Source organism: Pseudomonas sp. GW821-FHT02C04, from assembly GCF_059421845.1.
In genome coordinates, this window is the sequence record NZ_JBWKVT010000005.1 from 325,044 (window position 1) to 339,794 (window position 14,751).

The following is a 14,751-nucleotide window of genomic DNA, read 5'->3' on the forward strand; positions in this document are numbered from 1 at the left end:
CACCCCATATTTCGAAAGGCGCCAGATTTAACAGTCTGGCGCCTTTTTTGTTTTAGGAATTCGAGTTTCTGGCGACTGCCGGTTTCGGGTCGCAGGGCAGGGGGCTTCGTCGTATTAATGTTGCTCGATGATGCTGCGCTGCCCGCCGACCTTGCTTGCGAGGTTGGCTGTCAGGGAGATGATTCAACCGCCTCTATATATAGAAGAGGTTGGCGCAGAGCCCTGGCTTGATTGGCTGTATTTGCTAACAGGGCGAGGCGCAACCGTTTGTCCCCGCCTTCAAATTGCCTGCTGTTTTTTTACCCGTTTTCAGTAGGGTGACTTCTTGAGTTTGACCCACTAGAATGCATGCCCTTGATTCTTGGGTCGGAAACGGCCGGCTAACGTCTGTGCAACGAGGAATATCCATGCAAGTTTCTGTTGAAAATACTACTGCTCTTGAGCGCCGCATGAGCATCACCGTGCCGGCTGAGCGCATCGAGACTCAGGTCAACAAGCGTCTGCAGCAGACTGCCCAAAAGGCCAAGATTGCTGGCTTCCGTCCAGGCAAAGTGCCAATGAGCGAAATCAAGCGCCGTTTCGGTGCTGATGCGCGCCAGGAAGCGATCGGCGACGTGATCCAGTCCTCCTTCTATGAAGCTGTGGTTGAGCAGAAGCTGAACCCGGCCGGTTCGCCGTCGATCGAGCCTAAGTCGCTCGAAGCTGGCAAGGACCTGGAATACGTAGCCGTATTCGAAGTGTTCCCAGAGTTCACCGTTGCCGGCTTCGAAGGCATCGCCGTTGAGCGTCTGAGCGCTGACGTGGCTGACGCCGATCTGGACAAGATGCTGGACATCCTGCGCAAGCAGAATACCCGTTTCGAAGTGGCCGATCGCGCTGCCCAGAACGAAGACCAACTGAACATCGATTTCGTTGGCAAGGTTGACGGCGAAGTGTTCGCTGGCGGTTCCGCCAAGGGCACTCAGCTGGTGCTGGGCTCCGGCCGCATGATCCCAGGCTTCGAAGAAGGCCTGGTCGGCGCTAAAGCCGGCGAAGAGCGCGTTCTGAACCTGACCTTCCCAGAGGACTATCAGAACCTGGACCTGGCTGGCAAAACCGCCGAGTTCACCGTGACCGTCAACACCGTTTCCGAGCCAAAACTGCCAGAGCTGAACGAAGAGTTCTTCGCCCAGTTCGGTATCAAGGAAAGCGGCATCGACGGCTTCCGCACCGAAGTTCGCAAGAACATGGAGCGTGAGCTGCGTCAGGCGATCAAATCCAAGGTCAAGAATCAGGTAATGGACGGTCTGCTGGCCACCAACCCGATCGAAGTGCCAAAGGCTCTGCTGTCCAACGAAGTTGATCGTCTGCGCGTGCAGGCTGTTCAGCAGTTCGGCGGCAACATCAAGCCTGACCAACTGCCGGCCGAGCTGTTCGAAGAACAAGCCAAACGCCGCGTTGTCCTGGGTCTGATCGTGGCTGAAGTGGTCAAGCAATTCGACCTGAAGCCAGACGAAGCCCGCGTTCGTGAAATGATTCAGGAAATGGCTTCGGCTTACCAAGAGCCTGAGCAGGTTGTGTCCTGGTACTACAAGAACGAGCAGCAACTGAACGAAGTCCGTTCGGTTGTGCTGGAAGAACAAGTTGTGGATACTGTTCTGCAGAAAGCCAGTGTGACCGACAAATCGGTCTCTTACGAAGAAGCAGTCAAGCCGGTAGAAGCTCCAAAAGCCGACTGATTGTTTTTGCGTTAGAAGCACACACCATAAGCCAGCTTTCGAGCTGGCTTATGCGTATTCAAGACATAACTATTTGGGAGTGACTGCAGAGCATGTTCCGAAATTCGTATATTCAGCAGAACTCTGATATCCAGGCCGCCGGCGGCCTGGTCCCGATGGTTGTCGAGCAGTCCGCTCGTGGCGAGCGCGCCTATGACATCTACTCGCGTCTTCTGAAGGAGCGAGTGATCTTTCTGGTAGGTCCGGTAGAGGACTACATGGCCAACCTGATCTGTGCGCAATTGCTGTTCCTTGAAGCGGAAAACCCGGACAAGGACATCCATCTTTATATCAACTCCCCGGGCGGTTCGGTGACAGCGGGCATGTCGATCTACGACACCATGCAGTTCATCAAGCCAAACGTGTCGACCACCTGCATCGGTCAGGCGTGCAGCATGGGCGCATTCCTGCTGACCGCAGGTGCTCCAGGCAAGCGCTTCTGCCTGCCGAACTCGCGTGTGATGATTCACCAGCCACTGGGCGGTTTCCAGGGCCAGGCGTCGGATATCGAAATCCACGCCAAGGAAATCCTCTTCATCCGCGAGCGCCTCAACACGCTGATGGCCAAGCACAGCGGTCGCACTCTGGAAGAAATCGAGCGCGATACCAACCGCGACAACTTCATGAGTGCAGAAGCTGCGAAGGAATATGGCTTGATCGACGAAGTGATCAACCAGCGTCCAGCTTAAAATAAGCAGCTCGAAATAGGCCTGGTCGGCTGGTCCGATCAGCGGCGGGCTTGAAAAAGCCCGCAATAGCCTTCATCTTGTGTTGCAAGCCTATCGGATTTGGATCGAACGAATGACTGACACCCGCAACGGCGAGGACAACGGCAAGCTGCTCTATTGCTCCTTCTGTGGCAAAAGCCAGCATGAAGTGCGCAAATTGATTGCCGGCCCCTCGGTCTTTATCTGCGACGAGTGCGTCGACCTGTGCAATGACATCATCCGTGAGGAGGTGCAGGAAGCACAGGCCGAAAGCAGCGCGCATAAATTGCCTTCGCCTAAAGAAATCAGCGGCATCCTTGACCAGTACGTAATCGGTCAGGAGCGTGCAAAGAAGGTTCTGGCGGTAGCGGTGTACAACCACTACAAGCGTCTGAATCAACGTGACAAAAAGGCTGACGACGTCGAACTCGGCAAGAGCAACATCCTGCTGATCGGCCCGACAGGCTCCGGTAAAACCCTGCTGGCCGAAACTTTGGCCCGCTTGCTGAACGTTCCGTTCACCATCGCCGACGCAACCACCCTCACCGAGGCGGGTTATGTGGGTGAAGACGTCGAGAACATCATTCAGAAGCTGCTGCAGAAGTGTGATTACGACGTGGAAAAGGCCCAGATGGGCATTGTCTACATCGATGAAATCGACAAGATTTCGCGCAAGTCCGACAACCCGTCGATCACCCGGGACGTTTCCGGTGAAGGCGTGCAGCAGGCCTTGCTCAAGTTGATCGAAGGCACGGTCGCTTCCGTTCCGCCGCAAGGTGGTCGCAAGCATCCGCAGCAGGAATTCCTGCAGGTCGACACCCGTAACATCCTGTTCATCTGCGGTGGTGCGTTCTCCGGTCTGGAGAAAGTGATTCAAAACCGTTCCACCAAAGGTGGCATCGGTTTCAACGCAGAAGTGCGCAGCAAGGAAGAAGGCAAGAAAGTCGGTGAATCCCTGCGTGAAGTCGAGCCTGACGATCTGGTCAAGTTCGGTCTGATCCCGGAATTCGTCGGTCGTCTGCCGGTCCTCGCGACGCTGGACGAGCTGGATGAGGCTGCTTTGATGCAGATTCTCACCGAGCCGAAAAATGCCCTGACCAAACAGTACGCCAAGCTGTTCGAGATGGAAGGCGTGGATCTGGAATTCCGTTCCGACGCACTGAAATCGGTCGCCAAACGTGCCCTGGAACGTAAAACCGGTGCCCGTGGCCTGCGTTCGATTCTCGAAGGTGTGCTGCTCGACACGATGTATGAAATCCCCTCGCAGTCCGAGGTGAGCAAAGTCGTGATCGATGAAAGCGTGATCGAAGGCAAGTCCAAGCCACTGTATATCTACGAAAACAGTGAGCCGGCTGCCAAGGCAGCGCCGGACGCCTAAGCGTCCAGTCTGCTGGAATAAAGAAGGGGCCTTCGGGCCTCTTTTTTTTTAAGAAATTTTAACGTCCTCATAGCGCTTGTTTTTTTTGGAAGCAGCCCCCATCTTGGTTTCAAGCTTAATTCCATCTGATTACGGCCATATGGCCGCCGTAGAGGCGAAATCATGAAGACCACCATCGAATTGCCTCTCCTGCCATTGCGTGATGTCGTTGTGTATCCGCACATGGTTATCCCGCTGTTCGTGGGGCGCGAGAAATCCATCGAAGCCCTCGAGGCCGCGATGACGGGCGACAAGCAGATCCTGCTGCTGGCCCAAAGAAACCCGGCTGACGACGATCCCGGAGAAGACGCTCTGTATCGCGTTGGTACCATTGCCACCGTTCTGCAGCTGCTCAAGCTGCCTGACGGCACCGTCAAGGTTCTGGTTGAGGGCGAGCAGCGTGGCGCTGTCGAGCGTTTCAGCGAAGTCGACGGCCACTGCCGTGCCGAAGTGTCGTTGATCGATGAAGTCGACGCTGCCGAGCGCGAGTCCGAAGTCTTCGTGCGCACGCTGCTGTCGCAGTTCGAACAATATGTTCAGTTGGGCAAGAAAGTCCCGGCTGAAGTCCTGTCGTCGCTCAACAGCATTGATGAGCCTGGCCGTCTGGTAGACACCATGGCCGCGCACATGGCGCTGAAAATCGAGCAGAAGCAGGAAATCCTCGAAATCATCGACTTGCCGGCCCGCGTCGAGCACGTCCTGGCGTTGCTGGACGCTGAAATCGATCTGCTGCAGGTCGAAAAACGCATCCGTGGTCGCGTCAAGAAGCAAATGGAGCGCAGTCAGCGCGAGTACTACCTGAATGAGCAGATGAAGGCCATTCAGAAAGAGCTCGGCGACAGCGACGAAGGCCACAACGAAATCGAAGACCTGAAAAAGCGAATCGATGCCGCTGGCCTGCCGAAAGACGCCCTGGCCAAAGCCACTGCCGAGCTGAACAAACTCAAGCAGATGTCGCCGATGTCGGCTGAAGCCACCGTCGTGCGTTCCTACATCGACTGGCTGGTGCAGGTGCCTTGGAAGGCTCAGAGCAAGGTGCGTCTGGACCTGGCCCGTGCCGAAGACATTCTCGACGCCGATCACTACGGCCTCGAAGAGGTCAAGGAACGCATCCTTGAATACCTCGCCGTGCAGAAGCGCGTGAAGAAGATTCGTGGCCCGGTGTTGTGCCTGGTCGGTCCTCCGGGCGTGGGTAAAACCTCGCTGGCGGAGTCGATTGCCCACGCCACCAACCGTAAATTCGTGCGCATGGCCCTCGGCGGCGTGCGTGACGAAGCGGAGATCCGTGGTCACCGTCGGACTTACATCGGTTCGATGCCAGGAAGATTGATTCAAAAGATGACAAAGGTGGGCGTCCGCAACCCGCTGTTCCTGCTCGATGAAATCGACAAAATGGGCAGCGACATGCGTGGCGATCCGGCGTCGGCGTTGCTGGAAGTGCTCGATCCGGAGCAGAACCACAACTTCAACGATCACTATCTGGAAGTCGATTACGACCTGTCGGATGTGATGTTCCTGTGCACCTCGAACTCGATGAACATTCCGCCGGCGCTGCTCGACCGGATGGAAGTGATCCGTCTGCCGGGCTACACCGAAGACGAAAAGATCAACATCGCCGTCAAATACCTGTCGCCAAAGCAGATTGCCGCCAACGGCCTGAAGAAAGGCGAGCTGGAATTCGACGAAGAAGCGATCCGCGACATCATCCGTTACTACACCCGTGAAGCCGGTGTGCGTGGCCTCGAGCGGCAGATTGCCAAGGTCTGCCGCAAGGCGGTCAAAGAGCATGCACTGGAAAAACGCTTCTCGGTGAAAGTGACAGCTGATCTGCTGGAACACTTCCTCGGTGTCCGCAAATTCCGCTACGGTCTGGCCGAGCAACAGGATCAGATCGGTCAGGTGACCGGCCTGGCGTGGACTCAGGTCGGCGGTGAATTGCTCACCATCGAAGCGGCTGTAGTGCCGGGCAAAGGGCAACTGATCAAGACCGGTTCGCTGGGTGACGTAATGGTCGAATCGATCACTGCGGCCCTGACCGTGGTGCGCAGCCGTGCCAAGAGCCTGGGCATTCCCCTGGACTTCCACGAGAAGCGCGACACCCACATCCACATGCCGGAAGGTGCTACGCCGAAAGACGGCCCAAGCGCCGGTGTAGGCATGTGTACTGCGCTGGTGTCGGCTTTGACGGGTATTCCTGTGCGTGCCGATGTCGCCATGACCGGCGAGATCACCCTGCGTGGTCAAGTCCTCGCCATTGGCGGTCTGAAGGAAAAACTGCTGGCCGCTCACCGTGGCGGAATCAAGACAGTGATTATTCCGGAAGAGAACGTGCGCGATCTGAAGGAGATTCCTGACAATATCAAGCAGGATCTGCAGATCAAACCGGTTAAATGGATTGACGAGGTCCTGCAAATTGCGCTGCAATACGCGCCGGAGCCCTTGCCGGATGTGGCTCCGGAGATAGTTGCCAAGGACGAAAAACGTGAGTCTGACTCTAAGGAAAGAATTAGCACGCATTAATACGCTTTTGCCTGGGGGGCTTCCTTGACAGCTTTTTAGAGCCCTTGTTATAAAGCGGCTCTTAAGTGTCTGTAGGCCATTCAGCACTCGTTTTTGCTTTCACCAAAAAACTTAGAATCATACTCAAATAGATATAAGGGGACTTAGAGTGAACAAGTCGGAACTGATTGATGCTATCGCTGCATCCGCTGATATCCCGAAAGCTGCTGCTGGCCGTGCGCTGGACGCTGTAATCGAATCCGTCACTGGCGCTCTCAAGGCTGGCGACTCCGTAGTTCTGGTTGGTTTCGGTACTTTCTCCGTAACTGATCGTCCAGCTCGCGTTGGTCGTAACCCACAGACCGGTAAGACTCTGGAAATCGCTGCTGCCAAAAAGCCAGGTTTCAAAGCCGGTAAAGCCCTGAAAGAAGCCGTCAACTAAGTTTGATTCAGGTTTTTACCCATCCGGGTCGGGGTCATGCCTGACCTGGCAGCGGAGCGGTAGAGCAGGCGGTTTGGAATAATTGCCTGCTACACCGGGATCGAGGGTTCGAGCCCTGTCCGCTCCGCCAGTTACGAGAAGGCGCATCCTCGGATGCGCCTTTCTTCTATCCGGATTCTACCCACGCTCCACGGTTGCCTAATTTTTGAAGTTCAACCGTTTCTGGGGGACGCATGCTGCAGAATATCAGGGACAATTCACAAGGCTGGATTGCCAAGACCATTATCGGGGTCATCGTTGCACTGATGGCTCTGACCGGTTTCGACGCCATTTTCAAGGCCACGACTCATACCAACGAGGCGGCCAAGGTCAATGGTGAAGAAATCAGCCAGAACGAGCTGAGCCAGGCCGTTGATATGCAACGCCGTCAGGTGATGCAACAGCTGGGCAAGGACTTCGATGCTTCCTTGCTCGACGAAAAAATGCTGCGCGAATCGGCCCTCAAGGGTCTGATCGATCGCAAGCTGCTGCTGCAAGGCGCAGAAAAATCGAAGTTCGCTTTCTCCGAAGCGGCGCTGGACCAAGTGATCCTGCAAACACCTGAATTCCAGGTTGACGGCAAGTTCAGTTCCGACCGTTTCGACCAAGTGATCCGTCAACTGGGCTACAGCCGCATGCAATTCCGCCAGATGCTGGCTCAGGAAATGCTGATCGGCCAACTGCGCGCCGGTGTGGCGGGCAGCGGTTTCGTGACTGACGCTCAAGTGCTGGCCTTCGCCCGTCTGGAAAAACAGACCCGTGACTTCGCCTCGCTGAGCATCAAGGCTGACCCGGCCGCCGTGAAGCTGACCGACGATGAGGTCAAGGCTTACTACGACGAGCACGCCAAGGAATTCATGACCCCGGATCAGGTGGTTATCGATTACCTCGAGCTGAAGAAGGCTTCGTTCTTCGATCAGGTCGCCGTCAAGGACGAAGACCTGCAGGCGGCGTATCAGAAAGAGATTGCCAACCTGTCGGAACAGCGTCGTGCGGCGCACATTCTGATCGAAGTGAACGACAAGACCACCGAGGCCCAGGCCAAGGCGAAGATCGAAGACGTTCAGGCCCGTCTGGCCAAGGGCGAGAAGTTCGAAGCGCTGGCCAAGGAGTTCTCGCAGGATCCGGGTTCGGCCAACAATGGCGGCGACCTGGGTTATGCCGGTCCTGGCGTCTACGACCCAGCCTTCGAGAAGGCCCTGTACTCGTTGAACAAGGATCAAGTGTCCGAGCCGGTTCGCACCGACTTCGGTTTCCACCTGATCAAGCTGCTGGGCGTCGAAGCACCGGAAGTTCCGACCTTCGCCAGCCTGAAAGACAAGCTGACCCGCGAGCTGAAAACCCAGCAGGTCGAGCAGCGTTTCGTCGAGGCGACCAAGCAACTGGAAGACTCTTCTTTCGAATCGTCTGACCTGGCTCAGCCGGCGCAGGATCTGAAACTGACCGTGCACACCTCCAAGCCGTTCGGCCGTGAAGGTGGCGAAGGTGTTGCAGCCAACCGCGCCGTGGTGACTGCCGCGTTCAGCACCGAAGTGCTGGAAGAGGGTGCCAACAGCACCGCCATCGAGCTGGATCCGGAAACCGTGATCGTGCTGCGCGCCAAGGAGCACCTGAAGCCTGCGCAACTGCCGCTGGAAGCCGTGGCCACCGCCATTCGCACTCAGTTGGCCAAAGAGCACGCCAGCGCTGCTGCCAAGACCAAGGCCGAGCAACTGATCGCCAGCCTGCGTGATGGCAAGACTCCGCTGGACAAAGCCATCGACGGTCAGAACTGGAAAGCCACCCAGGCGGCCACCCGCGCCCAGGAAGGTGTTGATCCAGCCGTGCTGCAAGCTCTGTTCCGCATGCCGAAACCGGCAGGCAAGGACAAGCCGACTTTCAGCAGCGTGACACTGCCTGATGGCAGCCTGACCATCGTGCGCCTGAACGCTGTGAACGAAGCCGCTGCGCCGACCGACGAAGAGAAAGCGCAATACCGTCGCTTCCTCGCCTCGCGTGAAGGCCAGCAGGACTTCGCGGCGTACCGCAAGCAGCTGGAAAGCGAAGCGGACATCAAGCGTTTCTGATGTTTGACTGAGCGATAAAAACGAGCCCCGGATGAAAGTCCGGGGCTTTTTTTTGCCCGCTATTCAGTGCGTGGAAAGCCGTGGTGCCGGGCGTTCACGGTCGCCCAGAAGGTCATAATCAACAAGCCCGCCACGATCCAGGGAAAGGCACTGACGCCCGGATTCGCCAACAACAGGCCACCCGCCAGCCCGCCACCGGCAATGCCGACATTCCATAAGGTCACCAGCATCGATTGCGCAGTGTCGGCAGCGTCCTTCGCGGTTTTCGCCGAGGCCGTCTGTAACAGTGACGGCATTGCCCCGAAAGCGAGGCCCCACACGGCAGTGGCGGCGTAGACCACGCCCGGCGACTCGCGCCACAGGGCCAGGGTGATTGCTGAAAGCATGAACAATGCAGTGCTGATCAACACCAGCTGACGCAACCAGCGATCGATCAGACTGCCGACGATCCACAGGCTCACGACGGAGGCAAGACCGAACACCAGCAATACCCGATCGATCTCGCCGCCCAGTCCGGACGGCTCCAGAAACGGTGCGATGTAGGTGTACAGAAGGTTGTGAGCGACCACGTAGGACAGCGTCACGAACAGCACCGATCGCACGCCAGGCAAGGTAAACACCTGACGCAGTGGCAGGCGTTTTCCGGCGCGTTCACCGGCAAAGTCCGGCACCTGCCAGCGTACCCAGATCACCAGCAGCAAGGTCATTGCGGTCATGATTGCGAAGCTAAGCCGCCAGCCGACCACCGTGCCCAGCAGCGTGCCGGCCGGTATGCCGAGCGACAACGCGAGAGGGGCGCCGAGCATGGCCACGGTAATGGCGCGGCCCTGCAGATGCGGTGCGACCATGCGGCTCGCATACCCCGCCAGCAACGCCCAGAGCAGCCCGGCAAACACGCCGGCAATAAAACGTGCAATCAAGGTCAGCCAGTACAACTCTGACAACGCGGTGATGCTGTTGGCGATGGCAAAGCCGCCAATCGCCGATAACAGCAGCGGTCGGCGACGCCAGCCTCGGGTGGCGATGGTGAGCGGAATGGCCGCCAGCATCGATCCTACGGCGTACAGCGTGACCAATTGCCCGATCAGTGCTTGAGAGACGTCCAGACCTGCGCTCATCTGCGGTAACAAACCGGCGGGCATGGCTTCGGTCAGTACGGTAATGAACCCGGCGGTGGCCAGTGCGAGCAAGGCACCCAAGGGTAATCGTTCTGCGGGTTCTTCTGCATTGGCAAGCGTTGCAGAAGTGAGTTGCGCATCGTTCATGAGCCTGCATCCATTTTGCCGAGAGAGATGAAGACCACAGGGTAGGGCGCTGCGCATTCGGGAAAAACAGGTTAGGGTTCCGAACATCTCGGACAAGAATGTCGTGAATCGGGGGGGGGAATGGACAGCCTGGGCAGTATTTCGATGTTCGTGCAGGTGGCGGAAACCCGCAGCTTTACCGAGGCGGGCCGCTTGCAGGGCGTGTCATCGTCGGCGGTGGGCAAGAGCATCGCGCGTCTGGAAGCACGGCTAGGGGTGAGGTTGTTCCATCGCACGACCCGCAGCATCACGCTGACCAGCGAAGGAGCGCTGTTTCTCGACCGTTGTCGCAAGATTCTCGCCGAGGTCGAAGCGGCTGAGTTCGAGTTGTGCGACGCCGCTGCGGCGCCTCATGGCAAGCTGAGGGTCAGCTTGCCCCAGGTTCATGAACTGGTGATGCCGGTCATGAACGAATTCATGGCGCTGTACCCGCAGATCGAGTTGGATCTGGATCTGACCGATCGCATGGTCGACGTGGTTGAAGAAGGTTTCGATGCCGTCATCCGCACGGGCAAACCTCGGGACTCCCGACTCATGGCCCGGCCGCTGGGGGAGTTTCACATGGTGCTGGTGGCGAGCCCCGCGTATCTGCGCGAGCGAGGTGTGCCGCTGATCCCTGCCGATCTGACGGAGCACGCCTGTTTGCGCCATACGTTTCACGCCACGGGCAAACTGGAGCCCTGGCCGCTTAAGCGCGAGGAGGGGGTTCCCGAGCCGACCTTGCCGACCCGGCTGGTCAGCACGTCGATAGAAGCCGTGAGCCATGCAGCACTGGCCGGCATGGGCATCGCTTGCCTGCCAGACTTCATGACCCATGAGGCGCAAAGGCAGGGGTGCCTGCAACGGGTGCTGGATGAACATCTGGAGCATGTCGGGCAATTCTGGGTGCTGTGGCCATCAAGTCGCCATGCAACCGCCAAATTGCGGGTGTTCGTCGATCATTTGTCGACGCGACTTTTTCCTGTCGCCGATGGTCAGTAGAGTTGTAACTGTTTTAAGACACTAATCCGTACGCCGCGGGGCAGCGATATGTTGCACAATACGCCCCGGACCGTTTTCCCTCAGGATGTTTAATGTTGAATTCTATTCCCGTGCGTTTCATCGGGTTGGCGTTGTTGCTGACCGCCGCTGCCGGCTGCTCCAAGGACAAGCCTATCTACGAGCATGAGAACTTCGACGACTCCGGCACCTTTTCGCGCAATTACCCGGTCACCGACACCGCCAGTTGCGAAGCGGCTCGCCGGGCGTTGCTCAGCCAGGGCTACATCATCACCAGCAGCGACCCGAAACTGGTCAGCGGACACAAGAGTTTCCAGCAGACCGGTGAAACCCACCTGGAGATCAGCTTCAACGTCGTGTGTGCCGATGACGGTAGCGCTGGCCACCACGCCACGGTATTCGCCAACGCCTTGCAGGACCGCTACGCGCTGAAGAAGACCAACAACTCGGCCAGCCTTGGGGTTGGCGTGTTGGGCTCGGTGTCGATGCCGATCGGCTCCTCTGACGACTCGATGGTCAAGGTGGCCAGCGAAACCGTGTCCTCGCAGAAGTTCTACGAGCGCTTCTTCACCCTGGTGGAGCTGTTCCTGCCGGCGGATGCGAAGAAGGCTGCGCACATCACCGAGAAGCCGAAAGCCGATCTGGGCGTGCCGGAACCCAAGGCCGCGCCGGCCCCATTGGCGCCGACGCCAGCGGCTGAACCTGCGCCGACCCCGGCTCCAGCTCCAGCCGCTGCACCTGCTGCAACCCCGGCCCCCGCAGAGCCGGCTCCGGTCAGTTCAGAGCCGGTCGTTCCACCGGCTGAAGCAGCACCGATCACCCCGGCACCAGGTTCGGAGCTGGTTCCAGCAGCAGCGCCGGGAACGGAAGTCATCACGCCACCGGCCAATCCGACGGATCTGCCGCCTCCGTCCGAGCCGATCCCGGCAATGCCAACCGGGCATTGACCGGTTGCGGGAGCGACGCAACGTCGCTCCCGCTTCGATTTCTGTGTGAACTGAAATGTCGCTTCACACATTCTGAAAATATCCCCGCGATAAATCCCCGACCGCCTGCTACGTTTATTTCATGAAGGCCGCGTTTCATTTTTCCTTCATACGGGCACTTTATGCTCGAGGCACTGGTCATTTGCTCCAGGCCATTTCAGCAAAGCAGGTAGGGGGATTGCACGATGGATGACTATCAAGAAGAACTGCTCGAATTCCAGGCCTACGAACTGGATTCACCGGAGCCTGCGGAAGACGCCACCGAGCTCTGAGGCTTCTGCTGCAACCTCAGCCGGTCTTGCGGTGACTGCGGCGGAACTCGCCCGGTGTCTGGCCATTCCAGCGCTTAAAGGCACGCTGGAAAGCTTCGGCCGAGGCAAAACCCAGCAGGTAGGCGATTTCACCGAACGCCAGTTCAGTGTCGCGGATGTAGGTCATCGCCAGATCACGGCGAGTGTCGTTGAGGATTGCGCGAAACTGTGTGCCTTCTTCGGCCAGTTTTCGCCGCAACGTCCAGGTCGGCAGCTTCAGGCGCGCCGCCACTTCTTCAAGGTCGGGTTCGCGACCACCATTGAGCAACGGCCCGAGCAATTGCGTGATGCGTTCACGCAGGCTGCGGGTTCGCGTCAATTGTTCCAGCTCCCGTTCACACAGTTGCAGCAGATGCTTCCAGGTGCTGGGGCAATGCTCCGGGTTGCGTGCTGCCAGGCTGGTGAGGCTCAGGCGCAGTTGATTGTGTTCGGCGCCAAACTGGATCGGGCAGTCGCCGAGTACGGCGTAGGCGTCGCGATAATCCGGGGTGTCGAATTCGATCTCGATCCGTTCGGCGCGCAGCGGTTCGGGGCTGACGCTGGACAACTGATGCAGCCAGCCAGCGATGATCGAATCCACCACAAAGCGGTTGTAGGCGTTGTACGGGCTGATTGAATAGAAGCGCAGCCAGGCTCCGCTGGCGTCCTCGTGGAAACTCGACTGGCCGCGATAATTGGAACCGTACAAGGGTTCGAAGCGAGTCAGGCAGCGGGCGGCTTCGCGCACGGTCGGCGCTTGGGCGGCGGTGACGCCGGCCAATCCCGCCTGGCTCAGACGACTGAGCTGGCCCATGCGCAAACCGAGTGCCGGATCGCCGGTCAATTGAATTGCGCCGTGACCCAGGCGCATGTAGCGCGGGATCGACAGGCGTGCCCCGGCCTCGGCCAGACGCGCATTGTCGAGTCCATATTGTTCGAGCAACGGCTGCGGATCGGCGTCATGGCTGCGCACGGCATCGGCGAGGCTATGGACGAAGCCTACTGACAGATCCCCGAGGCGCATCGGCAGCGGCTTCATGGTTTACAACCAGAGGTTCAGCAAGCGCGCGCCACGGGCTTCACCGTCGGCGAACTGCTGGCCGTTGCTGCTGAGGAAGCTCTGCCCGGAGCTCGGCTTGTCCCAGAACTGCCCGCGCAGGAACACGCTCATGCCGGCAATCGCCCGGCTGCCCGGTGGTTGTGCCGTCAGGGTCAAGCGGTGCCAGGCCTGGCCTTCGCTGACCTCTCCCGGTTTGAGGCTGACCGAATCTGGCACGTTCAAACCTCTGTAGCCCTGCCAAGGCAGATCCCACACGCCATGACCGATGACGAACGCGGGCACCGCAATCAGTTGCGCGCCTTGCTCGTCGAGTCTGCGATAGTTGTCCGGATACCAGCTGTCGTTGCCGATCAGCACGCCGAGGCGCCCGGCCGGGGTTTCGATCACATTGATCCGGGAGACATCGTTGGATGGCGTCGTGTCATCCTGATCGAAGATCGGGCGCATCTGCCGCTGTGGCTGACCGAGCGGGGCGCCGTCACGACCGAACACCACGCTGGTGTTGTACAGCGCGCCACTGCCGACCTTGAGCCGACCGTCGATGATGTTCGGTTCCGGCAGCACGATTGAGCCGGCGACCAGGGTGATGTGGAATTCCCTGGCCAGACCGCCGAACAGCAACTGATAGTCCTTGGCCATGTCTCGGGATTTCATCCGCAAGTGGGCGTCATCCAGACGGCTGCTGCCCTTGGCGGTGAGCCAGGCGCGGGCGAATTGCAACGGGTTGCTGGCGGCCAGCCAGTTCATCGCTTCGGCGAGGGTGGGGGCCTGGTACAGCTCGTCTTTCTCGCCGCTGATCATCAGCCACGTGCCGACATGCTCGGGCAACACCACGATGGTTTTTTCATTGAGCAAACCCTGATCCTGCGCCTGCTGCAAATAAGCGGCGAGCTTGCGGTGCAGGCGTTCGGAGCTTTGGTAGTCGGTGGGGAACAGTTCCGGCTGAATCCCCAGCAGGTTGCCACGGTCGGCTCGGGTGCCTTGATCGACCGCCAGTTTGATCCGCAGGTCCGACAGGTAATGACCGGCCGGGCGGTCAGCCGCCCACATGGCGTAAAAGGTGAGCGCGGCGACCAGCGCCATGGAAAAGGTCAGGTACAGAAGTTTGCGCATGAAATCCAACAACAGCCGGGTACAGGGTGTGCGACTAGGGTAGGGCCCATGCCTGCGCTTGCCAAGGGGCAC

At 58.7% G+C, this 14,751-nt stretch carries 11 protein-coding genes; 8 read left to right on the forward strand and 3 right to left on the reverse strand.

What is annotated here, in order from left to right; genetic code table 11:
* The first annotated feature begins 407 nt into the window (after positions 1-407).
* The 6 genes from tig to AC07VV_RS20195 all read left to right on the forward strand — a co-directional run bounded on the left by tig (position 408) and on the right by AC07VV_RS20195 (position 8,927).
* Positions 408-1,718 carry a trigger factor gene (gene tig, locus AC07VV_RS20170; RefSeq protein ID WP_495037267.1) on the forward strand — a complete coding sequence of 437 codons (1,311 nt, stop codon included), beginning with the start codon at positions 408-410 and terminating at the stop codon, positions 1,716-1,718.
* A gap of 92 nt (positions 1,719-1,810) precedes the next feature.
* Positions 1,811-2,446 (forward strand): ATP-dependent Clp endopeptidase proteolytic subunit ClpP, encoded by a 636-nt coding sequence (gene clpP / locus AC07VV_RS20175; RefSeq protein WP_007951559.1) that lies wholly within the window; start codon positions 1,811-1,813, stop codon positions 2,444-2,446.
* A 112-nt stretch (positions 2,447-2,558) separates the two neighbouring features.
* A complete protein-coding gene (clpX, locus tag AC07VV_RS20180) occupies positions 2,559-3,842 on the forward strand; it encodes an ATP-dependent Clp protease ATP-binding subunit ClpX (protein WP_007951558.1) in 1,284 nt (427 codons plus the stop codon).
* A 162-nt stretch (positions 3,843-4,004) separates the two neighbouring features.
* Entirely contained in the window at positions 4,005-6,401 is a 2,397-nt protein-coding gene (gene lon, locus AC07VV_RS20185; protein WP_249487053.1) for an endopeptidase La, read from the forward strand.
* Between the two features lie 148 nt (positions 6,402-6,549).
* Positions 6,550-6,822 (forward strand): HU family DNA-binding protein, encoded by a 273-nt coding sequence (locus tag AC07VV_RS20190; RefSeq protein ID WP_096822334.1) that lies wholly within the window; start codon positions 6,550-6,552, stop codon positions 6,820-6,822.
* 233 nt (positions 6,823-7,055) lie between these two features.
* Positions 7,056-8,927 (forward strand): SurA N-terminal domain-containing protein, encoded by a 1,872-nt coding sequence (locus AC07VV_RS20195; RefSeq protein WP_495037268.1) that lies wholly within the window; start codon positions 7,056-7,058, stop codon positions 8,925-8,927.
* 59 nt (positions 8,928-8,986) lie between these two features.
* Here the strand turns inward: AC07VV_RS20195 and AC07VV_RS20200 are convergent, their stop codons facing one another.
* Positions 8,987-10,192, reverse strand: coding sequence for an MFS transporter (locus AC07VV_RS20200; RefSeq protein ID WP_495037269.1), 1,206 nt, complete (start codon positions 10,190-10,192; stop codon positions 8,987-8,989).
* Positions 10,193-10,312: 120 nt separating this feature from the next.
* Between AC07VV_RS20200 and AC07VV_RS20205 the strand changes: the two genes are divergently transcribed.
* Both AC07VV_RS20205 and AC07VV_RS20210 read left to right on the forward strand, forming a co-directional pair.
* Complete coding sequence (locus tag AC07VV_RS20205; protein ID WP_495037270.1) at positions 10,313-11,212, forward strand: LysR family transcriptional regulator; 900 nt, start codon at positions 10,313-10,315, stop codon at positions 11,210-11,212.
* Between the two features lie 92 nt (positions 11,213-11,304).
* On the forward strand, positions 11,305-12,177 hold the full coding sequence (locus AC07VV_RS20210; RefSeq protein ID WP_495037271.1) for a DUF2242 domain-containing protein: 873 nt from the start codon (positions 11,305-11,307) through the stop codon (positions 12,175-12,177).
* A 327-nt stretch (positions 12,178-12,504) separates the two neighbouring features.
* Here AC07VV_RS20210 and AC07VV_RS20215 read toward each other — a convergent pair whose 3' ends face one another.
* On the reverse strand, positions 12,505-13,545 hold the full coding sequence (locus AC07VV_RS20215; RefSeq protein WP_495037272.1) for an AraC family transcriptional regulator: 1,041 nt from the start codon (positions 13,543-13,545) through the stop codon (positions 12,505-12,507).
* A gap of 3 nt (positions 13,546-13,548) precedes the next feature.
* The gene (locus AC07VV_RS20220) at positions 13,549-14,679 is read right to left on the reverse strand and encodes a nitrilase-related carbon-nitrogen hydrolase (protein WP_495037273.1); all 1,131 of its coding nucleotides are present in this window, start codon (positions 14,677-14,679) and stop codon (positions 13,549-13,551) included.
* Positions 14,680-14,751: the final 72 nt, after the last annotated feature.